This is a genomic window from Mucilaginibacter lappiensis (genome assembly GCF_050433765.1).
Taxonomy (GTDB): domain Bacteria; phylum Bacteroidota; class Bacteroidia; order Sphingobacteriales; family Sphingobacteriaceae; genus Mucilaginibacter; species Mucilaginibacter lappiensis_A.
Genome location: NZ_JBNPWP010000002.1, coordinates 346,002 through 372,435 on the forward strand (window position 1 = coordinate 346,002; position 26,434 = coordinate 372,435).

At 42.6% G+C, this 26,434-nt stretch carries 15 protein-coding genes; 12 read left to right on the top strand and 3 right to left on the bottom strand.

From position 1 onward, the window contains the following. Positions 1 to 118: 118 nt before the first annotated feature. The 6 genes from M2273_RS06955 (at position 119) to M2273_RS06980 (ending at position 14,437) form a co-directional block, all read left to right on the top strand. Positions 119 to 3,190: a SusC/RagA family TonB-linked outer membrane protein gene (locus M2273_RS06955; RefSeq protein WP_429394672.1), complete on the top strand. Its 3,072-nt coding sequence runs from the start codon at positions 119 to 121 to the stop codon at positions 3,188 to 3,190. A gap of 24 nt (positions 3,191 to 3,214) precedes the next feature. Continuing rightward, positions 3,215 to 4,771, top strand: coding sequence for a RagB/SusD family nutrient uptake outer membrane protein (locus M2273_RS06960; RefSeq protein ID WP_429394675.1), 1,557 nt, complete (start codon positions 3,215 to 3,217; stop codon positions 4,769 to 4,771). A gap of 63 nt (positions 4,772 to 4,834) precedes the next feature. Then, positions 4,835 to 6,322: a glycosyl hydrolase family 39 gene (locus M2273_RS06965; RefSeq protein WP_429394677.1), complete on the top strand. Its 1,488-nt coding sequence runs from the start codon at positions 4,835 to 4,837 to the stop codon at positions 6,320 to 6,322. Between the two features lie 169 nt (positions 6,323 to 6,491). After that, complete coding sequence (locus M2273_RS06970) at positions 6,492 to 8,450, top strand: FG-GAP-like repeat-containing protein (RefSeq protein WP_429394679.1); 1,959 nt, start codon at positions 6,492 to 6,494, stop codon at positions 8,448 to 8,450. Between the two features lie 70 nt (positions 8,451 to 8,520). After that, positions 8,521 to 11,544: a glycosyl hydrolase gene (locus M2273_RS06975; RefSeq protein WP_429394681.1), complete on the top strand. Its 3,024-nt coding sequence runs from the start codon at positions 8,521 to 8,523 to the stop codon at positions 11,542 to 11,544. Positions 11,545 to 11,584: 40 nt separating this feature from the next. Further along, positions 11,585 to 14,437 carry a glycosyl hydrolase gene (locus M2273_RS06980; protein WP_429394684.1) on the top strand — a complete coding sequence of 951 codons (2,853 nt, stop codon included), beginning with the start codon at positions 11,585 to 11,587 and terminating at the stop codon, positions 14,435 to 14,437. Positions 14,438 to 14,519: 82 nt separating this feature from the next. Here the strand turns inward: M2273_RS06980 and M2273_RS06985 are convergent, their stop codons facing one another. After that, the gene (locus M2273_RS06985) at positions 14,520 to 15,284 is read right to left on the bottom strand and encodes a DeoR/GlpR family DNA-binding transcription regulator (protein ID WP_429394686.1); all 765 of its coding nucleotides are present in this window, start codon (positions 15,282 to 15,284) and stop codon (positions 14,520 to 14,522) included. A 250-nt stretch (positions 15,285 to 15,534) separates the two neighbouring features. On the opposite strand from M2273_RS06985, the gene M2273_RS06990 reads away from it, so the two are divergent. Genes M2273_RS06990 through M2273_RS07015 form a run of 6 tightly spaced genes read left to right on the top strand, consistent with a single transcriptional unit; the run spans position 15,535 to position 22,294 of the window. Further along, positions 15,535 to 16,818, top strand: a complete 1,284-nt coding sequence (locus tag M2273_RS06990) for an MFS transporter (RefSeq protein WP_429394689.1) — start codon at positions 15,535 to 15,537, stop codon at positions 16,816 to 16,818. Between the two features lie 42 nt (positions 16,819 to 16,860). Beyond that, positions 16,861 to 17,844 carry an NAD(P)-dependent oxidoreductase gene (locus M2273_RS06995; RefSeq protein ID WP_429394691.1) on the top strand — a complete coding sequence of 328 codons (984 nt, stop codon included), beginning with the start codon at positions 16,861 to 16,863 and terminating at the stop codon, positions 17,842 to 17,844. A gap of 6 nt (positions 17,845 to 17,850) precedes the next feature. Further along, positions 17,851 to 19,299, top strand: a complete 1,449-nt coding sequence (locus M2273_RS07000; protein ID WP_429394694.1) for an FGGY-family carbohydrate kinase — start codon at positions 17,851 to 17,853, stop codon at positions 19,297 to 19,299. Further along, positions 19,299 to 20,750 (top strand): FGGY-family carbohydrate kinase, encoded by a 1,452-nt coding sequence (locus M2273_RS07005; protein WP_429394697.1) that lies wholly within the window; start codon positions 19,299 to 19,301, stop codon positions 20,748 to 20,750. The genes M2273_RS07000 and M2273_RS07005 overlap by 1 nt, the downstream gene beginning before the upstream one ends. Next, entirely contained in the window at positions 20,743 to 21,336 is a 594-nt protein-coding gene (locus M2273_RS07010; protein WP_429394699.1) for a histidine phosphatase family protein, read from the top strand. The genes M2273_RS07005 and M2273_RS07010 overlap by 8 nt, the downstream gene beginning before the upstream one ends. A 16-nt stretch (positions 21,337 to 21,352) precedes the next feature. Then, entirely contained in the window at positions 21,353 to 22,294 is a 942-nt protein-coding gene (locus M2273_RS07015; RefSeq protein ID WP_429394702.1) for a glycerophosphodiester phosphodiesterase family protein, read from the top strand. Between the two features lie 130 nt (positions 22,295 to 22,424). Here the strand turns inward: M2273_RS07015 and M2273_RS07020 are convergent, their stop codons facing one another. After that, complete coding sequence (locus M2273_RS07020) at positions 22,425 to 24,431, bottom strand: hypothetical protein (protein WP_429394704.1); 2,007 nt, start codon at positions 24,429 to 24,431, stop codon at positions 22,425 to 22,427. Between the two features lie 42 nt (positions 24,432 to 24,473). Further along, positions 24,474 to 26,249 (bottom strand): alpha-keto acid decarboxylase family protein, encoded by a 1,776-nt coding sequence (locus tag M2273_RS07025; protein ID WP_429394707.1) that lies wholly within the window; start codon positions 26,247 to 26,249, stop codon positions 24,474 to 24,476. Positions 26,250 to 26,434 lie beyond the last annotated feature (185 nt).

Genomic DNA, 26,434 nt, shown 5'->3' on the forward strand with positions numbered 1-26,434 from the left:
TTGAATAGAATTTAGTAAAAGCTAACCAATTAACCATTAATAATTTATTTCCTGTTAATCAGTTCCCATCCCATTTAGTGGGCTAAGAATTCATTTATTAAAAAAAAACTAAACCATTATGCAAAAAAATCTCTACTATGCTATTTTCAGAAAAAAGCATTTTTATTTATTCCTGTTTGCCTTGCTTTTTAGCACCCTGGCATTCGGCCAGCAGGCGGGTAAAATCAAGGGAAAGGTAATTGACGACCGGGACGAGCCGCTTCCCGGTGTAACAGTATTAGTTAAGGGTACACAAAATGGTGTTTCAACCAATGCCAATGGTGAGTATGTTATTAATGCTGCTCCGTCTTCGGTTTTGGTATTCAAATTACTTGGCTTTGAAACAGAGGAAGCCACAGTTGGTAACCGGGAAGTAATTAATATCAAATTAAAAATGGCTGCCCGGGGTCTTGATGAAGTTACCGTGAGTTACGGTAAACAACGCAGCAGGGAGGTTACCGGCTCTATCGCGCAAATCAGCGCAAATCCCTTGCAGGATATGCCTGTGGGGCAATTCGCGCAGCAATTGCAGGGCAAGGTTGCCGGTGTTGATATCTCGCAAACCAGTGGCCAGCCCGGTCGTGGTATGGCGTTCCGTATTCGTGGGGCGGCGTCACTTACTTTAGATTATCAACCCCTGTTTGTTATTGATGGTTTGCCTATTACCGGTAGTATCAATAATATTAACCCCGATGAGATTGAAACGTTTACCGTACTAAAAGACGCGTCATCTACCGCTTTATATGGTTCACGTGCGGCAAATGGTGTTATCCTGATCACCACTAAGCATGCTAAGCCGGGTGATTCAAAAATACAGTTCAGCAGTAATTATGGTGTGCAAAAGATCCCCATGAACAGGGTGCCCGACATGATGAACGCAAATCAATTTGCCACCTTTATGAATGAAAGGTACCAGGATCAGGTAAAATATGAGCCGGGTACAAATCCTAAACTTGATCCTGCTTATGCAGATCCAAGCCAGTATGGTGAAGGAACCGACTGGTTTAAACTGCTTACCCGTACAGCTCCAATACAGAGCTATGATCTTACTGTGCAAACTGCGCGTGAAAAATCTACATCAACGGTAATGGCCGGCTATCAGTCGCAAGAGGGTGTTATTGTAAATACAGGCACCAGGCTTTTTTCCCTGCGTATAAATCAGGACTTAACTTTAAGCAATAATAAATTAAAAATAGGATTTAACCTTGCGCCGAGTTATCGTTTAGATCATAATAACAGGTTAAGTACAGATGGCGTTGGTGGTTTGTTCGAAAGGGTTTTTGAATCAAGCCCATTGATATCCCCATATAATCCTGATGGCACTTACACAAAAAATGTGAACTCTCCGGGTATGGTTTCCTACATCAACCCGCTTGCCCAGTTTATGTTGAATAAAGACGATTACATTACTACACGCATATTGGGTAATGCTTATTTGAATTACGAATTTTTACCAGGACTGAGCTTAAAGGTAAACGCAGGTGCAGACAAAGGCGCTGAAACACGTAATCAGTTTACTCCCGCCAGCATCACAGCCAACTCTATAGCTACAGGTTTAAGCAGTTCGGTTGATAATTACTCCTGGACCGCAGAAACAAACATTCAATACAATAAAACAATTGCTAATGACCATAATATAGAGGCTTTAGTAGGTTATTCGGCGCAAAAATTCAGCCAGGTAAGTAATTCAGTATCAGGTACAGGATTTCCAAATGACGATATACCTTACTTAAGTGCTGCTACATCTATAACCGCAGGCGCAAGTAACACTACAGAGTACTCTTTGTTATCAGCCATTGGTCGTTTAAATTATAACTATAAAGGCAAGTACCTGTTACAGGGTGCTGTACGCCGTGACGGGTCATCAAGGTTTGGAACCGACCGCAAGTACGGATATTTTCCGTCTGTATCCGCAGGATGGATAGTTAGTGATGAAACATTCATGGAAAACATTAAAATGATTGATTTCCTTAAGATACGTTCAAGCTGGGGTATAACAGGCAACAATACTATTGGTAATTACACCGCCTTGTCTGCTTTAGGGAAATACAACTATGTGCTAAACGGAGTTTCTGTTCCGGGGCAAACCATTGGTTCATTAGGAAACCCTGAACTGGCCTGGGAGCGTAACAAGCAGTTTGATGTTGGTTTAGACCTATCTATCCTGAAAAGCCGTATTAGTATTACCTATGATTATTATCATAAACTGTCAGACGGTTTGATCCAGTCAAGGCCTATTCCAAGAGCATCTGGTTTTTCGACCATCAATTTTAACATCGGGCAGTTTGCTTTCTGGGGACATGAAATAGGTGTAAATACCGTAAACTTAACCGGTAAATTAAAATGGAATAGCAGCTTTAATATTTCATTTGAAAGGAACATTATCAAATCGCTGGTAGATCCCGGATTTATCCGCAGGAACAATACTGTTTCCTCTGATTATTACCGCAACCAGGTTGGCCACCATTTAGGGGAGTTTTATGGCTTTGTTTATGAAGGATTATATAAAGACGCGGCAGACCTGGCCAACTCTGCCAAGTACGGCACTTCTTCTGATGTTGGCACAATTAAGGTGAAGGATATTAATAATGACGGAGTGATTGATGATGTGAACGACCGTACATTCATCGGTGATCCAACTCCAGATTTTAATTTCGGTATCACAAACACCTTTACTTATAAAAACTTTGACCTGAACATTTCAATGGCCGGGGCCGTTGGCGGACAAATTTTAAATGCTGCTAAATGGGCCTATCAAACCAATATGGATGGTTCAAGAATGCTGCTTGCCGCTGCGCTTGATCACTGGAGATCACCTGAAGATCCAGGTTCTGGTATTTATCCACGAACTAAAACCGGTACAACCGCTATGGGCCGCCAGGTAAACTCGCAATGGCTTGAAAGCGGATCTTATCTTACAGCAAAAAATATTTCGCTGGGATATAATTTCAAATTAAAGAATGGCGGCATGCTGAAAAATTTACGGGTATATGGATCTGTTCAGCAAGCTTTTATTATAACAGGCTATACTGGCATGAATCCCGAGATCGGCTTTTCGGGCCTGGATGCCACTCAGGGTATTGGTGTGGATGAAAACGCTTATCCTGTGCCAAGAACATTCTCATTTGGTATCCAAACTACATTTAAATAAGATCATTTCAATATTTAACAAGACATGAAAAAGATATATATCTTAATTACCATACTTGCATTTACAGCAGTATCCTGTAAAAAGAGTTTTATTGACCTGGCTCCCAATGACTCGGTTTCACCCGGTACTTTCTATAAAACCGAGTCTGATTTCAGGCAGGCTATAGCGGCGGCTTATGCTCCGTTGCAGGATTTATCAGTTAATGATTACTTTACTTCTGAAATGAGGTCTGATAATACCCATTATCAACCTTATCCAAGTAATCGTGGCACCGCTTATGTTCAAAGAGAGAACATATCTGATTGGGTTGACGATCCAACTAACGCTTATACCAACGCGGTATACTTCCATTGCTATAATGGTATCTCCAGGTCCAACATCGTTATTGGGCGGTTAGCGCCTGTAAACCTGGATGCCAGTATAAAAAATGATATTGACGGACAGGCAAAGTTTTTAAGAGCCTGGAACTATTTTAAGCTCGTAAGGCTTTTTGGCGCTGTTCCTTTATATTTAAAAGAAGTGACCAGCGCCGAGGAAGCTTTTCTGCCGCGCTCAACCGTCGACCAGGTTTATGCCCAGATCATCGCAGATGCCAATGACGCTATAAAAGAACTGGCTCCGCCGGCAAAATTTCCTCAACCTGGCCAGGCAACTAAAGGGGCGGCAACTATGTTGTTGGCCGATGTGTATATGACTCAAAAGAAATATGCCGAAGCCGAAACATTGCTCAACACATTACCAGCGATGAATTACGGATTAAATGCCGATTACGCTGACGCCTTTTCAACAACCAATAAAAATAGTAAAGAATCGATTTTTGAAATACAGTTTTTACAGGGAACAGACAAGGGAACCCAGCCAAGTAACTTTATTTACCAGTTTTTACCAAGAACTAAAAATACCGGTATAATTACCACATTTGGCACAACAGTGGTTGCTACGGATAATTCAGGTACAGGTGGTTGGAACACACCTACACAGGATCTGATAGACGCTTATGAGCCAGGTGACAAGCGCCTGGATGCCTCTATCGGGATAGCTGAGGGTACTTATAATACGAGCGATCTGTTTGTGATTACGGCCAATAAAAGTATTGTAAATTATACCCCGGCCGATGGCAAAGTGGGTGTACCATATATTAAAAAGTACCTCCATTCGCACGTAACAGCTAACAATACAAATGATAACTGGCCTATATACCGTTATTCAGGAGCGCTTTTACTATTAGCCGAAGCCCAAAATGAACAAGGAAAATCAGGACCGGCTTTAACTAATTTAAATACAGTGCGCACCCGTGCCGGATTGCCTGCAAGTACAGAAACAGACCCGGCAAAACTTCGCGCCGTTATTTTGCATGAAAGAAGAGTAGAGCTTGCGTTTGAAAATCAACGCTGGCATGATCTGGTACGCACAGGTACCGTGATCCCGGTAATGACGGCTTATGGCACTAAAGCAAAAACAATATATAAATTCTTGCCTGGAAATGCGTTTGGTATTAATAATAACAGGTTGCTGTTCCCTATACCGCAGTCCGAAAGAGAATTAAACCCACAGCTAACGCAAAACCCTGGTTATTTTTAGTCATTGATTTTATTCAGCTCCTGAATTTTTTAATCGTTTTTATAATTAAGTAAAATAACAGATATGGCAAATAGAACCCATTTTAGCATCGGCCTCACGATCATGAGCGCTGTAATATGTTTATCGGCACCAAAGCTATACGCGCAAAAAAAAGCGGTGGCCATAAACTGGGACAAAACAGTTTCGGTTTCAAAAACAACGCCAACCTTACAGGTAGTGTATAACCCGATGCTGCGTGAAAATTCGCCTATCCATAAAGGTACTTTTGAAGCGTTAAAAAATTTAGGGGCCGATTACGTGCGGTATGTACCGTGGTTTCCTTACCCCAAAGCTGCCGTTGTTGAGCTGAGCGCTCCCACTAAGGATCAAACATTTTGGGATTTTACCTATGCCGATCCTACAATGCAGGATTTGATGGAGGCAACAAAAGGGCATTCCGTAGTGATAAACTTTAGTACCATACCGGTATGGATGTTTAAAATTAACAAACCGGTAGCGATTGATGCCAATCCCGACGAGGTAAACTGGGTATATAATCAGGGAAAGGAACTTCGTGATCCTACCATGAAGGAGGTAACCGGTTATTTTGTAAGGCTTTTAAGCTGGTACACCAAAGGCGGGTTTACTGATGAACTGGGTAAGTTCCACAAGTCTGGTCATTATTATAATATACCTTATTGGGAGGTACTTAATGAACCTGATCTGGAACATAGGATGTCGCCGCAGTTGTATACAAAAATATATGATGCTGTTGTTCCTGCGTTAAAAAAGGTATCGCCCAAAACCAAGTTTGTAGGCATATCCGTAGCGCATGAAACTAATCCTGAATGGTTTGAGTATTTCTTAAACCCTGCAAATCATAAACCAGGCGTGCCTTTAGAAGGTATTTCCTATCATTTTTACGGACGCCCTGCCTCTGACGATCAAACGATAGATAGCTATCAGTATTCGTTTTTTGATCAAGCTAATGGCTTTCTTGACCGTGTAAGGTATATCGAAAATATACGCAAACGGCTTGCTCCGCATGTGTTTACACAGATCAATGAAATTGGTAACATATTGCATGACCGCGATTATAAAGGCAATATTCCTGATGCTTACTGGAATTTGTCGGGGGCCATGTATGCCTACATTTATCTTGAACTAACCAAAATAGGTATTGATGTTGCCGGCGAATCGCAACTGGTAGGCTACCCAACCCAGTTTCCGGATGTAAGCATGATGAATTGGAAGAACATTAAACCCAACGCCCGTTATTGGGTATTGAAATTACTGAAAGACAACTTTGGTCCGGGTGATAAGCTGCAAACCACTGCCATTCCCAGTCCCGATGTTACCGGGCAGGCGTTTATAACCAGTAAAGGTAAAAAGTTGCTGCTTATTAACAGGCGCGACAAAGAGGTACAGCTTGATTTGCCGGCTGACGCGAAAAATGCCCGGGTTAATTATGTAGACGTTACTACAGGTGAAAATCCCGTTGCGGAATCACAGCTGGAGAATAACGCCATAACACTTAAGCCATTTGCTGTGGCGGTTTTAACCATTAAATAATATCAGAATAAAGACACCTCTTCTTCTGTGGGTGGTGTCTTATTTAAATAATAAGACGGAAATGCAAACACCGGCAGGCATAACCTGTTTGCTGGGTTTTGCAAAAAAAAATACACAAAATATTCATGTAGCAGATCAATAAAACCCCTAAACCAATTAAACCATTATCATGAAACCGATCTTAAAGCCGAAACATTCCCGTGGTGTTACTAAAAAGAATAACAGGGTTTGTGCAGGGAGGCATACCTCCATACAAAGAGTTTTAGCGCTAATTCTAATCCCATATATTGTTTTTTCGGGATGTAAAAAACCATTGCTTGGGCAGCAAGGTACAAATGAAGGCAACACCTCTTCTTCATCAAAATTAGCCACCAATGCAGTATCAGGGCCTGATTTTACGATCGCGGTTATTCCTGATACGCAAACCTATACAGGGCAAAGCACTACGTATAATTCAGTTATCGGCATGTTTTATGCCCAAACCAACTGGATTGTAAATCACCGGATCGATTCAAATATTGTTTACGTTGTTCACCTGGGCGATATCTCTGAAAATGGAGAAGATCCAACCCGCAGCCCGGTACAGTGGCGGCGGGCCGACACGGCGATGGCTAAGCTTGATGCCGCGGGTATCCCGTACGGCATGGCGGTAGGCAACCATGATCAGGGTAACCATGACCCGGTTGGCGGCGGAACTAACACTAATGACCGCGGAAGCTGTTTCAGCACCACGGTGTACTATAATCAATATTTTGGCTTTGCTACTCCGCGGTTTAGTGGGATGCCTTTTTACGGCGGGCATTATGGCAGCAATAATGATAGTCATTATGATCTGTTCAGTGCCGGCGGCTATGATTTTATTGCCATCTATATTGAATATGATGACCGCACAGACGCAGCGTCTGTAACCGAAAGAGACAATATGAACAACTGGGCGAAAGGTCTTTTAACAGGAGCCTACGCTGATAGAAAAGCCATTGTTGTTACGCACTATGCAGGCAGCCCCGCAACTCCATCAACATACTCTGCCCAAACCCAGGAAATTTATAATAAGCTAAAAGCCTGTGGTAATGTATTTATGTTTTTAGGCGGTCACGTAAATGGTGAAGGCTACAGACAGGATACTTACGGTGGAAAAACCATAAAAACATTTGTTTCAGATTACCAGTTCAGAACGCTTGGAGGTAATGGTTATATGCGTTTAATGAAGTTTTCTACCGCCAAAGACCTCATCAGTGTAAAAACTTTTTCACCCTATATTTCACAGTTTGAAACCGATAGTGACAGCCAGTTTACAAGGCCGTTATTCCATGAGCAAACGGCCACCCGCACCTGTGATTTTGACAGGGATGGTTTATCAGAGCTATCCTTCTTTAATTTGGGTGTATGGAAGGTTCAGGGGATGTCAAACGTAACTTATGGAAGCGCTACACAGGGAGATCTGCCTCTTTCTATGGATTACGATGGTGATGGTAAAACTGACCTGGCTGTATGGCGGCCATCTAATTTTACCTGGTATATTAAACTGTCCACCGAGATGACAGCAGTCTACGGGCAAACTGGTGATATACCCATACCTGCTGATTATAATGGTGACGGAAAAGCGGATGTTGCCATGTTCAGGCCATCAAGCCCATACCATTGGTATATCAAAGATCAAACCGGTTACGACTATGGCGAAGCGGGGGTTATACCTGTGCCCGGCGATTATGATGGTGATGGCAAGGTAGATGCCGCTTATTATAAAATATCCACAGGCATGTGGAATGTAAGGGGGCAGATCACCAATAAACATTATGGCGATGCAGGATATATACCCGTACCGGGAGATTATAATGGCGATGGCAAAACAGATGTGGCCATTTTTGACCCTGCTACAGGCATCTGGCACCTGGATAGCGTGAATACGGGCGTTAACAATGTAACGGTATTAACACCGGTTGCAGGAGATATCCCTGCGCCGAGCGATTATTTTGGTGATGGAAAAACACATCCGGCTATTTATCGTCCGTCAAACCAAACATTGTATATGTATAATAACGGAGCGGTTACAACAACTATTTATGGGGGGAGCGGCGATAAATTACTAAATCTGCCATATTGTATCCGTAAATTCTTTTTCCCGTGATGGGAGATTTTAAATAATAACACCATAAAACCGGGCAGAATTTAGCTGTCTGGTTTTATCAATATGGCTTATGAATATCAACAGAAGGAAATTTTTAGAAGTTAGCTCTATTGCGGCAGCGGGCGCCGCGCTTTTTAATTCCAATACCATGGCAGCTGTTGTGAATGGTGTTCATGTTATTGGTATAAATGAGTTACGAAGAAATTTTCTTCATCCGCCTGATGCTACAAAGTCATCGTGCTACTGGTGGTGGTTCAATGGTCTTGTTGACCAGGAAGGTATAACCCGCGATCTGGAAGAATTTAGGGCCAAAGGCATGGGCGAAGTTTTGCTGGTGAACTCGGCCGGAGGGCTGGGCGGCGTGCCGTTTCCGCAAGGAGTAAAGTTTTTATCAGAGGAGTGGAAAGCACTTTACCGCCATGCCATGAAAGAGGCAAAACGGCTGAACATTGCAGTTGGCGTCAATCTCTCTTCGGGCTGGTGTATGGGCGGCCCATGGATAAAGCCCGAAAATTCAGGGCGCTGGTATCTGCAATCCGAACTATCCGTTACCGGCCCACGAAAGTTCTCAGATAAATTGCCGCTGCCGGGTAACAGGGTAGGATATGATAATGTGTTCAATCCGCCCGGCTTTAAAGAATATATTGATCTGCCGCTTGAACAACTGGATTACCAGGATACAGCCATCGTGGCTATACCTGATCATGGTTCAGCGAGCAATCGCATCAGTGATGAACGTGCTAAAGTGCTGGTTGCTAAAACCAATCATAAAGATGCCAGTAATTTTATCCTGGCAACAGCTGTTATGGGGCCGGTTTTAACGGAATGGCATAATAACCCGGCAGACGAGCCGGTTCCGCTTGCTCAGGTTGTTGATTTGACCGGCAAGATTAATCAAGATGGCCATCTTGATTGGGACGTGCCACAAGGTAAGTGGAAAATAATCCGTACCGGCCACCGGATGACGGGATCCAGGTTAATGATAGCCCAGCCGGAAGCAGATGGCCTGTCTATAGATTGGTTTAACCGTAAAGGTGTAGAGCTGCAGTTTGAAAACATTGGCAGGATATTACTGGATGAGGCCGCGAAAGTTGGCAATAAACCAAAATATTTTTGCGACGACAGCTTTGAGGATGGCTTTCCGAACTGGACGGCAAACATACTTACACAATTTGAAAAATACCGGGGTTATAGTGCCAAACCTTATCTGCCTGTTCTATCAGGTTATATCATTGGCAGTGCAGAAGTATCCGACCGCTTTTTAAATGATTACCGTAAAACATTAGGCGATTGCATGGCCGATGAGCATTATAAACGCTTTGCCGATTTATGTCATGATGCTGGCATATTGGTACAAAATGAGGCGGCAGGGCCCAGCCGTTCGGGTACTATTTGTATGGACGGATTAAAGAACCTGGGCCGCAGTGATTTCCCGATGGGCGAGTTTTGGCTGGGGCCAAATCACGAAGATGAAAGCACCCTGACCGATGATAAGTCTTATGGTGTATCGCGGCTGGATAAAGGCCAGAACAAGGTTACTAAAATGGCTGCATCGGCAGCACATATTTACGGCCGGGAAACGGTATCTGCAGAAGCATTTACCACTATGCGGCACTGGCTTGACTATCCGGGATCGCTTAAGCAAGCCCTGGACAGAGCCTATTGCGAAGGTGTGAACCGCATAGCTATTCACACCTCAACTGCTACCCGACCACAAGATGGTAAGCCTGGCTATGAATATGGCGCCGGTACACATTTTAACCCTAACGTAACCTGGTGGGAAAAATCAGGTGCTTTTTTTGATTATGTAGCCCGTTGCCAGTACCTGCTTAGGTCTGGTAAGTTTGTGGCCGATGTTTTATTTTATAATGGAGATACAGCGCCTAATTTGGTGGCACAAAAACATATAGATCCGTCTCTTGGCAAAGGGTATGATTATGACGTATGCAATGAAGAGGTTTTATTAACCCGCCTGTCTGTTAAAAACGGCAGACTTATTTTGCCCGACGGCATGAGCTATAACGTGCTGGCGTTACCAGATAACAACAGGATGCCATTGGCTGTATTAAATAAGATCGGCAGTTTGGTAAAAACTGGTGTTACAGTTATCGGGCAAAAACCTTTGCAGGATTCCGGGCTTAAAAATTACCCGCAGTGTGATGAGGATATAAATTCTTTGACAAAGCAACTGTGGGGTAATATTGACGGGCAAAATATCAAACTAAACCATTATGGCAATGGCCGGGTAGTTTTTGGTGATACCATCAGGCAGGTTTTGTTGCGGGATCGTATTCTTCCCGATTTTGAATATACCGGAGAGGAGGGAGACTGGGTAGATTTTATCCATCGTACAACACCCGAAGCTGAGATCTATTTTATAACAAACAGGCATGGCAAACCGCTGCAATCAACCTGCACATTCAGGGTTAAAAATCGCACGCCGGAGATCTGGGATGCTGTTACCGGCAAAATCAATAACAAGGTTGGCTTTAGGCAGATAAATGGCCGCACGGAGATTTCGTTAAAGTTTGATGCGTTTCAATCCTGGTTTATTGTATTCCCTGTAAGTTCATCGGTATCAACCATAAAAAGCGCGAATAATTTTCCGGAACTAAAACTCGTAAAAGAATTGACCGGGCCCTGGAATGTGGAGTTTGATACAAAATGGGGAGGCCCAAAGATAATGGAATTTGCCAATTTGCAGGATTGGAGCCAGCACCCTGATGAACGTATTAAATATTATTCGGGAAAGGCGATTTACACCAAATCATTTGACCTGGGAGCATATACTGATCATAAACCGGTTTACATTGACTTAGGTACTGTAAAAAACATTGCTGATGTAAGCCTTAATGGTAAACACCTTGGAATTGTGTGGACTGCCCCATGGCGAATAGATGTTTCATCAGCATTAAAAGCAGGTGAAAACAGGCTGAAAATAGAGGTGATCAACCTATGGCCAAACAGGCTGATTGGTGATGCCGCATTGCCTGCCGAAAAGCGATTAACCAATACCAATATTGAATTTAAAAAGGATGCACCGCTATTACCCTCAGGTTTGCTGGGGCCGGTAACGGTACAAATTGAAAATTAGCCTGAACGTGGCTATCATAAATGTTGTCAAAACCTAAATTATGAGCTTAAACAGAAGAAAATTTATACAGCTGAGTTCGGTAAGCATTGCCGGGCTGCCATTAACGCGTATCACAAAAAACGCAGCATGGTATAATTTAAATGGCGATAAGGCTTTGCCGGCTGACGATCTGTACACTGCCTTTAAAGACCCTATAAATACATCAAAACCATTTGTACGGTGGTGGTGGAACGGCAACAGGATTGTGAAGGAAGAGCTTTTGCGTGAGCTGGATATGCTGAAAGGTTTGGGTATTGGTGGTGTGGAGATCAATTCCATCCGGTTCCCGGAAACTGCGGACCCGTTAAATTACAAAGAATATGAATGGCTAAGCGATGGCTGGCTGGATATGCTTGATTTTACGCTGAAAGCGGCTAAAGAACGTGGAATGATCTGTGATATTATTGTAGGATCGGGCTGGCCGTTTGGTGGGGAGTTTTTAACAAAAGACGAACAAACACAGATCATGGCCCTAGGCACCAAAGATATTAGCGGACCGCAAACGCTTCAAATATCGCGCGAAGAATTACTGAAAATAGTTGATCCGCCAATCTCGTCAAAAAGCACCAAAAACTTTAAAGAATTAAGTGTACTCCGATTAGCACCAACCAATTTGGAAAGTATAGATAAGGTGATTAACCTCGATACGCAGATTGGCCAGGATATGATAACGGTTAATGTACCTGAGGGTAATCATGTGTTGTATTTCCTGGTGAAAATTACAGGATTTATGGCCGTAATGTTTGGTGCTCCCGGTGCCAGCGGACCGGTTTTAAATCATTATAATAAGGATGCAGTTCAAAAATATCTTAATAAGATGTCTGATGCTATTACTCCCAAAATAGGGCTAATGGGTAATAAATTCAGATCGGTATTTACAGACAGTTTGGAACTGGAAGGAGCCAACTGGTGCGATGATATGCTGGAGCAGTTTGAAAAACGCAGAAAATACCCGCTTAATGCCTACCTGCCTTTTATATTATTTAAAACCGGGCGGTTAGGAAGGGCGCTTGATGAAAAATATGGCGCTATCCCCGGCGATCAATTAAGGGATACTTTAGACCGCGTGAGGTATGATTTTGAAATAACCAAGATGGAGTTGTTTCAAGAGCGGTTTTTGGATACGTTTTTAAATTGGTGTAAAACAAATGGTGTTAAATCAAGAGTGCAGGCGTATGGCCGGGAATATCATCCCTCTGATTCCAGTATGCAAATTGATATCCCCGAGTGTGAAACCTGGCTCCGCACGCACATAGGGCAGGAGTTAAAGGATTTTGATTACAAACAAGGCAGGGCTTATTCGGAGGTAAATAAATTCGTCTCGTCGGGAGCGAGGCTGGCTGGTAAAAAGGTGGTCAGCTGCGAGGAGATCACTAATACCGAGGTGGTTTTTAACGCCACACTTGAAAAGATAAAACAAACCGGTGATCAAAGCAATTTGTCGGGTGTAACTCATTCCATATTGCATGGGTTTAATTATAGTCCGGCAGATGCACCATTTCCCGGCTGGATCAGATATGGTACTTTCTTTAATGAACGGAATCCGTGGTGGCCTTACTTAAAACAATGGGTAGGTTATAAAGGAAGATTGTCGGCAGTTTTCCAGAACGGTACACTGGTATCTGATGTGGCGGTTATGCACCCGCTGCCCGATTTGTGGAGCAAATACGCGGCGCAATGGGATCCCTTTCCTGAAAGGGCGTTGCCGGAGTATGTACATAATATATGGGAGGCTATTCATCAAAATGGCAGCGGCTGTGATTACGTAAGCGAAAGTATTTTACAAAAAGCCACCTTCCCGAAAGGAAAGCTTGCCTATGGCCCGAGGCAATATAAGGTACTGCTGATTGTGGAAGCAGAGACCATACACCCGGATACAGCTCAGGCTATAAAGAGGTTTGCGGACGCCGGCGGGCAAATTATTTTCATTGGTAAATATCCGTACAAAGCACCCGGATATAATAACCATGTAGTATTAGACAAACAAGTGAATGATATTATAAAAGGAATAAAAAGTAAAAATGTAGTTATGCACCCGGCACCAACACCAAGCGGTAAAATAATTGACTGGTATAAGAGTATACAGGAACGATTTGGTATTAAACCTTATATGAAAACAGACAATCCGCAGGCATCCGTTAGCCAGGTTTATTATAAATTTGATAATGCCGACGCGTTTTTTATCTCCAATTACAGCAACAATAAAAGATTTGAATTTAACGCGGAATTTGATGTAGCGCCAAATAAAACAGCCTGGTTATGGGATGCCGAAACCGGGGAGCGCTACCTGTACCCTACAGCAGGGAAAAAAAACCGATTGAAAATTACACTTGGTCCGGCAGAAACCAAGTTGATAGTTTTTGATCATAACAGTCACGGTAAAGTATATAGCCCGGTTGACTTTTCAAAAAAAGCTGTACTAACTGTTACTTCACCCTGGAGTTTAACACTTAATCATGTTAACGGCAGTAAGCAAACTCAAAAACTGGATAGGCTGGTTGATTTTAAGGAGGACATCAACCTGGTTGCTTTTGCAGGCAATGCCGTATATGAAAATTCATTCGAGGTAAATAACGTGGGCGGGATAAGCTATTTGAATTTAGGAAAAGTAGAGGGTGTTAGTGAGGTTACGCTGAACGGGAAAAATTTGGGTAACCACTGGTATGGCGATCATGTTTACCCGGTAAAAGATGTTATTAAACAGGGAAATAACATCTTGGTAATTAAACTTACCACAACCCTGGGTAATTATATGTATTCTTTAAAGGATAATAAGGACTCTATGAAGTGGATCAGGGGCAAAAAACAGCCGCTTTATTCGATGGGTATTTTAGGACCGGTTGAGTTGGGGTAGATCAGTAATTAACAAATAAAACTCAGAAAAAAGGGTGAAGAAAAAGATGGTTGTAAAGCCCATCTTTTTCTCTAAAGGTTAATTAAACTATAATAACCTTAACATCTTTTTCTTCTATTGCCTTTACAGTGTTCTTTGAAACTTTGTTATCAGTAATGATATAATGAACTTGTTCCAGACTGCATATCCGGCCAAGGCCGCGTCTGTCAAACTTAGTGCTGTCGGCTAAAATGACTATGGTTTGCGCGGTTTCAATCATTTTTTGATTAAGTGTGGCTTCCGATAAATTTGATATGGTTATACCAAAGTCTATATCTATGCCATCAACACCTAAAAATAGGATGCTGCAGGAAATATCATCTAAAACACTCATCGCATGTGCCCCGGCAACTGACGAGGAATTTTGCCTGATCAAGCCGCCCAATTGTAATACTTCTACATTAGGGCGATTGCTTAGCTCCAATCCCACTTTTAACGCGGGGGTAATAACAGTAAGGTGTTTGTTTGGATGAAGCATGCGTGCCAGTTCAAAAACCGTGGTGCCAGAACCTATCATGATGGAATCAGTTTGACCGATGAGCTCAATTGCCGCTTTTGCGATCCTTTTCTTTTCGTCAGAGTTTATAAACTCTTTTTCGTAAATAGGGCGGTCAACAGCATAGGGATTGTTTATGGATGCGCCGCCATGTGTTCTGAATAAAAGGCTTTTGTCTTCTAATAGTTTTAAATCCTTTCTAATGGTTACTCCGGTCACACCCATTTCTTCCACCAGGTCAATAATATTGACTTTTCCTTCTTTTTTTAGCTTTTCAAGTATAAACTGGTGCCTGTCAGTTATGTTTTTCATTTTTATTTTTAAAAATATGATCTAAAAGTAAAGAAAAATATTGTCAACAAGGCTTTTAATTTATATTCGTTTTGTATTTCAAAACATTTTTTTTAATTAAATTTTGTTTTATTTAGTTTTAAATGCTTTATTTGTTTAAGATTAAATCTGCGGGTTTAAGCTTTTTTAATTAAAATAAACCTAACAGGATGGTAATGCCAATTGCCGTTCTTTAAAGCGCTAAACCAATTAATGATTAAAGTAAACAGAAATGACGAATCCAGGCAATTCAGTACTCGATAAAGCAGGTATTCCAAGGCATCTTGCCTGGGGTTATCTGGGCATCCTGATTTTTATGATGGGCGATGGTGTTGAACAAGGCTGGCTAAGTCCTTATCTTTTAGGAAGGGGTTTAACGATACAACAATCGGCGTCGCTGTTTACAGTTTATGGGGTAACCATTGCCATATCATCCTGGTTTTCGGGTGTTTTGGCCGAAAGTTATGGGCCTAAAAAGACCATGATGACCGGGATTCTGTTGTATATTTTAGGTACGGTTGGCTTTGTGGGGTATGGCATGCCTGAGCTGCATTTTCCTGTTATGCTGATTACTTATGCCATAAGGGGATTTGGATATCCGCTTTTTGCCTATTCATTTTTAGTTTGGATAACATACAGGAGTCCGCAACAAAAACTGGGTACGGCGGTTGGGTGGTTTTGGTTTGTTTTTACCGGCGGATTAAATGTTTTTGGCGCTTATTATTCAAGTTGGGCAATTCAGCATCTGGGATACCTTAATACGTTATGGAGTTCTATTTTTTGGGTTGTATTGGGTGCATTTTTCGCGCTCGTACTCAATAAAGATAAATTTAAAGCAGATGAAAATTCAGGCGCGGTGAGCAAATCAGAAGAACTGATAAAAGGGCTCACCATTATGAAAGAAGAGCCTAAGGTTTTGCTGGGAGGCATTGTGCGCATCATCAATACAACCGCTCAGTTTGCTTTCCCGGTATTTCTGCCAACATATATGGCGGCTCACGGATTTTCAACTACCGCGTGGCTGCAAATATGGGGTACAATTTTTACCGCCAATATTGCCTTTAATTTAATTTTCGGTTTTGTGGGCGATAGCCTGGGCTGGAAAAATACAGTGATGTGGTTTGGCGGGGTTGGGTGCGCAGTGACTACTTTACTTTTCTATTATTCCCCTGTTTTATTTGGGGATAGTTTTTGGCTGGTAATGCTTAGTGGTGTATTGTGGGGAGCTTTGCTGGCGGGTTATGTGCCGCTGTCGGCACTTGTTCCATCACTGGTTAAAAAAGATAAGGGAGCGGCCATGGCCGTATTAAACTTGGGTGCCGGTTTGGCGGTATTTGTGGGACCGGCTATAGTTGGGATTTTTATCGGGATTGTTGGCAACGAGGGTGTAGTTTGGATATTAGCGGGCCTGTATTTAATCAGCGCTATATTAACCTGGTTTATTTCATTACCTGATAATGCAAAAACGGCGCATTCCGCAAAAGAATCGCCCGGAATACTATTTAAAATAGAGTAAAATCCCCTTGAAAAATTTACTAATAAAATACAGATAACATATATGAGGATATTGATAACAGCTCCATACAATCAAAAAGGGCAGGATATACTCTCCGGTAAATTTGGAGAAGTTATTTACAAACCCTGGAAAGATAATGGCAGGGCATTTAACGAAAGTGAACTAAATAAACTAATTGATGAAACGCACGCTGATGCTTTAATTACAGAGCATGATAATGTAACGGCCAATGTGATAAACCTTCATCCAGAATTACAATTTATTGGGGTTTGCAGGGGCACGCCGTCAAATGTTGACCTTGAGGCGGCCAAAAAGAAAGGCATACAGGTGTTTTATACACCCGCACGTAATGCCCAGGCTGTTGCCGAACTGTTTATATCAAACGTGATCAGCCTGATGCGTAATACTATTCCGAGCTGGCAATGGTTAACCGGTAAAAACTGGGGCGAAGGCGCCCATACCTCATACCTGCAATTTAAGGGCAATGAACTGGCCGGAAAAACCATTGGTATGGTGGGTTTTGGTGCGGTAGGTCAAAGAATCGCGGAAATGATTAAAAGTTTCCCCTGTCATATAAAGTTTTACGATCCTTTCATAGTAACCACCAACCCTGATTATCATAAAACATCGCTGGAAGATATTTTTGAAAGCAGCGATATTGTTTCAATCCATTTACCGGTTAACGATCAAACAATTGGTATGATTGATAAAAAATTGATCTCAAAAATGAAACCCGACGCCATATTTGTAAATACAGCCCGTGCCAGCGTTGTAAAACGTGATGATTTGCTTAGCGCGATTGAAAACAACAGGATCAGAGGGGCCGTGTTGGATGTGTTTGATTTTGAACCACCTGATCAACAGGATTATCGTTTAATTAATCATCCTCATGTATTGGCTACACCGCACACTGCAGGCGCTACGCACGAAGTTGAAGATCATCATGTTGATATTTTAAATGAAAGAATTTTAAGATGGGCTTCATCAGGTGAGATCAATAACGCGGAAGAAAAAAAAACAGCCTGATCAGGAATGGCATCTACAGAAGCATATATTGTAATTGATATTGGTACCGGTAATGTACGTGTTGCAGTGGCAGCCGTTACCGGAGAAATATTGGGTATTGATCGTGAAAATATCATATACCATAAAGACACACACTATCCCGAGGCATTATATTTTGATCCGGAACAGCTTTGGGAGCAGGTTACCGCGTTAACAAAAAGCGCTTTGGCCCAGGCAGGCGATGTGCATATTCTTGCTTTAACAGCTACCAGTCAGCGTGAGGGGATTGTACTGCTGGATAAATATGGAAGATCGCAAATTGGATTGCCCAATATTGATCACAGGGGCAGGGAGTGGGAAAGCCTGATTGGGGATAAAAGCTATGTGTACCAGCTAACCGGGCGTTATCCAACTTCACTCTTTTCTGCAATGAAAGTTGTGGGCATCCGCGAAAAACGGAAAGAGATCTGGAATGATTTTTCCACCTTTTTGAGTATTAGCGATTGGATAGAGTATAAGCTAAGTGGAATTGCTCACTATGAACACTCGCAGGCTTCGGAAACTTTATTATATGATGTAGAGAAAAAAGATTGGTCGGCAGAGCTATGCGGTGTTTTTGATATAGATCTGTCAGTATTACCACAATTAACAGATTCCGGAACAATTTTAGGGGTTATTACCAAAGAGCAGGCAGCGAATCTTAACATCGCTGATGATGCACAGGTTATAGTAGGTGGCGCCGATACCCAATTGGCCATAATCAGTACCCAGCCCGAAACCAACGATGTGGTAATTGTATCGGGTACAACAACCCCAATTATTAAATTGACCGATAGATATGTAACCGATGAAAAGGAGCGCACCTGGACCGGAAGGCATGCTGACGAAAGTAGTTTTATGTTTGAAGCTAATGCCGGTGTTACCGGGCTTAATTATCAGCGGCTAAAGGAAATTTTTTATCCCAATGAAGATTATGATGTAATTGAGCGGGAGTTATCAGAGATAAGCAGTTTTCAATGTGTTGCATCATTAGGATCGTTATTGGCCGACGAAAAAATGCCCCTTACCAAAGGTGGTTTCGTTTTTGACGCGCCGGTTTCGCACCAGTTAACCCGTGCAAGCTTTGTTTGGGCAACCCTTTGGGATATCGCCTGTAGTATATGCGAAAATTATAAAACATTAAATGAGGTTAGTCCTCATGAACAGGATTATATATGGGCCTGTGGCGGAGGTGTTCAGAGCCATACTTTAAGGCAGTTTATAGCCGCTTTACTCAATAAAAAAGTAATGATCCGTAACAGTTACCGTCAATCATCGGTAGTTGGGGGTGTTTTAATATGTAATAAAGCACTTGGGAAGGATCAGCCGCCTGCCGTAACCCTGGAGGTTGTTGAACCCGCTGAAATGAGGCATTACGCATCATTGCATAATGAGTGGAAAAAGACCCGTTCATCCTTTAAACAGATATTCAGTTAATGGCACCATATTTTATAGGGATTGATATTGGCACACAGGGAGCAAGGGTTGTTTTGATCGATGCAAAAGGATCGGTTATTTCATCTGCAGAACAGGTTTTTCCCCTAAATGATCAATCACGGGAAGAGCAATCTCCCGCGGCATGGTGGGAGGCTTGTTACCAGTCGTTATCCGGCTTATTGAAGGAAGCGGCGAGGGCCATTGTTGGTGATATAAAAGCTATTGCGGTAACCTCCACATCGGGTACGGTAATTCCATTGGATCAAAATAATGTGCCATTGCATCCTGCTATTATGTACAGCGATAAACGATCAGCTAAACAGGCTGAAATGTGTACCAATGCAGCGCTGAAATATCATAACAGTGGTTATACGGCTTTTAATTTTTCGAGCGGTTTGGCAAAAATGGTTTGGTTCCAGGAAACTTATCCTGATAAAGCTGATAAAATTGCCAGATGGATCCACGCGGCAGATTTTGTAACCGGTATGTTAAGTAATATATGGGGCATAACCGATTATACCAATGCATTTAAATCAGGCTATGATGTTAATAAGTACGAATGGCCCGAATATCTGTACACCCAACTTCCGTTGAAAAAAGAATGGTTACCCAAAGTTGTTCCATCAGGAACGGTGATTGGCACTATTTCAAAAGATATAGCCCGAAATTTTGGTTTGCCTGAGGATGTTAAAATTACAGCAGGCATAACAGATGGATGCGCATCGCAGATAGCGTCAGGAGCCATAAATCCCGGCGAATGGAATACCACCATTGGCACAACCATGGTGATAAAGGGAGTAACTAAAAATGAAGTACTTGATCCTTTAGGCCGTTTATATAGTCACCGGCACCCGGCTGGTTACTGGATGCCAGGCGGCGCCAGTAATACCGGGGCAGATTGGGTGACCAATGAGTTTGGTGATGACCTGGCTAATTTAAATGAACAGGCCCAGCAGCTTATTCCTACTCATCACATAGCCTACCCGCTGCGGCAGGAAGGAGAGCGCTTCCCATTTATAGCACCACAAGCCAGGGGCTTTGAACCCGGAGAATTAACCAGGGCGGAACGGTTCACGGCAAATATGGAAGGCGTAGCTTATCTTGAACGGTATGCTTATGAAATGATCGAGCATCTGTCTGGCGAAAAAGTGAATGCGGTTTATACCGCAGGAGGAGCCAGCAATAGTGATACGTGGCTCACTATCAGAAGCAATGTATTGAACAAGCCTATCTATAAAATGAAACATGTATCGGGTGCTGTAGGTGCAGCTGTTTTGGCTGCATCCAAAACGCATTTTGATTCGGTAATTGAAGCCGTAAAGCAATTGGTTGTAACTGAAAAAGAGATCACACCTGAAAAGGAGCTGACTGAAAAATATGAGGTCAATTATCAAAAATTCTTATCCGTTATGCAGCATAAAGGCTATATGAAAGGAGGTTTTGATGCTTAGTGTTTATTTATTAAGGCATGGTGAAACCACCTATAATGCCGACGGTAATCGCTACTGTGGCCGCACCGATGCCAGTTTGACAAGTAAAGGTGTGAAACAGGCTGTAAATGTTTATAATCAGTTAAAAGATGAAAATTTTGACGCGGTTTATTCATCTCCGTTGAGCAGGGCATGCCTTACAGCCCAAATAGCAACAGGGAGCCAGGAAGTGCAAACAGATGAGCGTATTATTGAAGTGGATTTTGGTAATTGGGAGGGCAAAACAAAAGAAGAATTTATTGCCGAAGATCCGTCTTTATGGGATGCATGGATGCGTGACCCTACAAATAATAAAGCCGGAGGTACAGGTGAAACTGGGAGGGAAGTTATTGAAAGGGTAAATGCTTTTTTTAATGAAATGTTGCAAAAGCACGCAAATGAAACCATAGTAGTGGTAGGGCACAATGGCATAAACCGCCTGTATATGGCGTATAAATTGGGCATGGAATTAAAAAACTACCGCAGAATATTCCAGGAGAACTCCGCTATCACCTTTTTTGAACTGGATGATGCCGGCGAGATCACCTTAAAAAAACTAAACGCGTAAACTATATTAAAAAACCATGAACAGGTTATCATCTACCAACGTATTTTTATTGTGCCTGCTGTTAGTTGCAACAGCAAAAATTTCAAAAGCGCAAACGGAAATAAATGTGCTTCAATTTAAAAACGCAAAGGAGTTTCAGCAGTATTTTAAACATACCGGGAGAGATATGCCCGTGATCAGCGGTCATCGTGGCGGAACAACTACTGGTTACCCGGAAAATTGTGTAGACACGTTTGAAAATACCCTTAAACACACCCCCGCCTTTTTTGAGATCGATCCCCGGTTAACCAGGGATAGCGTGGTTGTTTTAATGCATGATGAAACGCTCGACCGTACAACAACAGGTAAGGGCAAGGTATCAGATTATACTTTTGCTGAGTTACAAAAATTCAGGTTAAAAGACCCACAGGGTAATGTTACCGACTACAAGATACCAACACTTAAAGAAGTTATTTTATGGAGTAAAGGTAAAACGGTAGTAAATCTTGACCATAAGGATGTACCGCTTGAAATGACCGCCAAAATATTAAAAGAGTGTAAAAACGAAGAAGTAATGTTAACGGTACATAATGCCCAGCAAGCCCGGTTTTATTACGACAATAACCCTAAAAATATGATGTCGGCATTTGTGCTCACAAAAGAGGCTTTTTACACTTATGAAAAGGCCGGGGTTCCGTGGAAAAATATGATAGCCTATATTGGTCCGACTAACAAACCGGAAAATAAAGAGCTGTTAGACATGCTTCATGCTAAGGGTGTTATGTGTATGATTTCGGCAGCGCCATCGTATGATAAATTAAAGGATCCGGCTGAGCGTGCCAATCATTACCGTGAAACATTTGCCATGGGTGCCGATATTTTGGAGTCGGACTTGCCAATTGAGGTAGCAGAAGCCATAAAATCAATTATGTCTGCATCCGGAATTCAAAAGAAATTTTGGGGCAGGGTAAAATTATAATAGATAAGTATACATTATTCTTCTTCATAAAAAGGGCACCCGGGATAACGGAATGCCCTTTTTTTATAAAAAAATGCCTGATTGCAAATGCAATATCAGCATACATTGTTACTTTGGTTTTCGGGTATTATCAACTGCATGGACAAATAAAGGGATACTCTTTATTGTCAATAATTGGTTTTATACCAAAGAAATCATTCAGCACTGATTCAGCGGTGCAGAAAGCCCCCTCAACCCAGGCCTGGTCATTTGAATAGGCTTCGCCAACTATGAAAATGTTAGCATCGGCTCCCTTTATCAGTTGCGATGGCTTGCGGATCTTCTGCTGCACATCGCAAATATCATAATGCGCCGCATATGCATGGTACCCCGCGTTAAACGGCGGTAGCGACCAATCCATATACCGGGTTTCTAAAGGTTCAGGCACTATGCTATAGTCTGCCTCTGGGCCAAAATGTATTGCTGCCAGCTGCTGACGCAGCATTTTTATCATTACCTCCGGGGCTTTGCGCGGCCCAATTAAAGGCTGATAGTTTTCTGAGAATGGGATTTTCTCTATGGAGTCGGTTGAGTATTCCAGCTCTTCCCAAAAACTGGTGAATTGCTCGTCGTCATAGCTGGCCAATATCCCATAAACTGGCTTAGCGGTTTTGTCGAGCGCATTATTGCCAAAATATACAACCTGCCTTATAGGGGTATCGGTTACGCTTGGCCCTATGGTGTTGCGTTCGGAAGCTGCAAGTAATTGGGCCTGCTGCCCAGCCGTAAGCGGCACACCAATACATTTTTCAACATTGCTTATCAGGTCAGCAGCAGAAGCAAATGGTGTTTCAATAACTACCGGGTTCTTGCTTTTTTGTATATCAACCAGGTATTGTTGCGGAAAACCCTCCGCGCCAAGCGCTTTCAGCACATCGGTTGTTACTTCATAGCTGATGATGGGTGCCGGGTAAGCAGGCGGGTTTGCAGCAGTGGCCATCCACCAGGGCGAATTAAAAAACATCCCCACTTTATAAGATGGCTGCAGCACCGCCGACTCCAAATATAATTGCACTTTTCGGTGATTCAGAACATCTAACCCTTTATGATCTTCATAGCGGGTTGCCTCTGCAATCAGGTCTAACGAACCGCGGGGCATAGCCATCCATGCAGCATCCGTGGTTTTTGTGGCCGATTTTTTATCCGGGTGCTCACGTTTGGCAATGCTGTAACGGATCACATTATCAATTTCAAGAATAGAATGCAAACGGGTGTTTGGACTATACTCAAAGTTAACTCCTTTTTGTTTTGCCAGCTTCACAATGGCGTTGAACAGCGCATTGAAGATGCTTGAATAGCCATGTGTAAGGGTTTTATACTCGGTACCTGGTGTAAATTCATTATTAGCCTGAAAAGCTACGGCCGAATTCCAGTTGATGACGTTAGATGTATAGCCATTACCATCATTGGTGTAATTATATCCTTCTGATCCCAGCTGATCAAACATCAGGTTCCAGTATCCTATATTTTTCAGCAGGTCGCCTTTCTGAAAAACAGACGATTCCGGCATATCAGCAGTGATCTTTCCGTCCTGGTAAAATTTGCACCACTCGGCACGGGTTTTAGGACCTTTATCTTTTGTAACCGCCAGGCTTTCAACAATGTTAAACCCATTATCGGGCGGTTGGCTTGCGCCATCATTCTTTACATTATATGGCGCCGGGTTAGTTTCGCTTATATCATTATAATACATGTTTTTGGTACGCAAATAATAAAGCGGATTGGTTGACTCATTGAACGGAACCGAATATTTATCCAGGTCGAGCTGTTTAATAACCGTTGTAACCAGGCGATGGCCACCGCTCATGGCTTCATTTTTTCCGTCCCATTCTGAGTAGCGCATACCGCCCAATTCCAGGTATGATTTTGTTTTATCGTTTTGATAGTGCCAGGTACAAACGCGGGCCCCGGCGGCGCGGGTTCCTTTATGCTTATTTGTAAAATCATACTGGCCCCAATCATACAATTCCAGGGTATCGCCGTGATTAAGCTGTTTTGATTGATGTTGTTCGCTGGTGGTTTCGCCATTCAAAAGTCGCCATGCGGTATAAAGCCCCGAGGCGCCGGCACCGAAAATAGAATAAGTTTTATTTTTCATTTTGATATAGGTTATAGGTGTATATAATTTTTTAGTGGTTGGTTATTCTAATCCAAGTCTGCGCATTTGGCCGGGCAGATCTTTTTCCGGGATCACTACTTGCACCAGTGTGGGTTTATTGGTTTTTGTTTTTAATTTTTCCAGTAGTGCATCAAGTTCCTTTACCGTTTTAACAGTGTGCCCTTCGGCCCCAAAAGCTTTTGCAAGCGCCAGGTAGTCCCATTTGGGGAGTATGTCAAAAGCATCAAACTTATGCTTTGGGCCGGGCTTAAATGAGTCCATATCAACATAAACCTGCTCAATAGCATACACGCCGTTGCTCATTACAAATATCACCGCGTTAAGGTTGTTGCGGGCAAGAGTTGACAGCGACTGGCAAACCATCATAAAACCCCCGTCTCCGGCTATGGTCCATGCCCGTTTCCCGCTTCCAAGCTGTGCACCTGATGCAGCACCGGTTTCAAAGCCAATGCACTGCCAGGCTGCCGACGAAATAAAGCTGTTTTGCGACAGCCCGTAAGCGTTAGTAGCCACATATAACGACGAGCTGACGCCGTAGGTCATCACAATATCCTTTAACATATCATTATCATTCAAGAATTTCATTGAATGCTGAAAAAAACGATTGTAAGTAATGGTATCCGGTTTATCGTCCCAATGCGGATCTGAGTTTGATAACCAGGGCTCCGGGTAAACCGGCTGCGGGGGGGCTACTGTTGCAAGCGGGTATCCTTTGGTGGTTTTAAACAGGTGCAGTAAGGCTTCCATAAAATCCTTCATGGTAACGTTTTCATAAATAAAGTAACCGGCCCTTATTTGTTTTGTAGTGGCCAGCACCATATCGGCATACTTGCTTTCAATAAAAACAAGGTAATCGTCTGTAATAATGGTGCCTAATGTCAGGAAGCAATCAGCTGCTGTTACCAGGTCAGTTACGTTTTTAATAGATGCCGCATCAGAGTAGGTGCCTATAAATTTGTTGCCCTTTTCATCGAGCACGGTTTTGCCCAGGCTGGTAGTTGTGTATAAAAATCCGCTTGCATCAATGATTTGTTGCAACAAGCCCGACAGCCCATGCCGAAGCACCTCGACCCCGGCAAATATCATGGGGCTTTTGGCCGCGGTAATTTGTGCCCAGGCCTGTGATACTGCATTTTCAAGTGCCAACGGATCGCTCTTTATTACTTGCGGTTTTAAAGGTTTATCTGATGGCTTTGGGCAGGGTTCGCCCCAAACCTCTTTGTAACAAGCAATATAAACCGGTTTTTTATGGGTGATAGCAGCTATCAATAAATTATCTATTTTCTCCGGAGCGCCAACAGATGTGCTCAGCGTTTCGGCGCTTACAGTTACATGCTCATATACCTCCTGGTCGGCCTGCAGGTTACCGGTTGAGTGGTGGTAAAGCACATCATACATTTTGCCTATCTGGCGGGCATCTGCTCCCGGGCATGCGCTGATAACCACAACCGGGCTTAGCTCAACATAAGCCCCGGCAATAGCATTAAGTGCGCTAAAGGTGCTAACCCCATATTGCAGTGATACAGCTCCAAGCCCCCGGGTTCGTCCGTAAGCATCAGCAGCATAAGCGGCATCAAGCTCATTAACAGCGCCAATGGCATTTACGCCATCAAAATATTCCAGTGCCTGCGTAAAATGTTTAACATAATCGCCCGGAATTTGGAATACTTCGGTTACGTTAAGTTGTTTTAACCGGGTTAAAAGATAATCGGCTACGGTAAATGGTTGAGATTGCTTGTCATTTAAGGCATTAGCAGTAATAGGGCTTTCATGAAACCGGAGGTTTTGATTTGACATGACGATAAGACTTTAGGTTAGAGGTTTATAATAATAAGTATAAAGCTATAATATTCTTTTTATTTCAAAAAATAATTTAACTATTATTTTAATATTAATTAATGGTTAAATGTATTTTTTCTTAAAAAATAGAGAAATGTTAAGAGGCTGCTTCTAACCGCTTTCAGTTTTCGCTGTTGCGAATT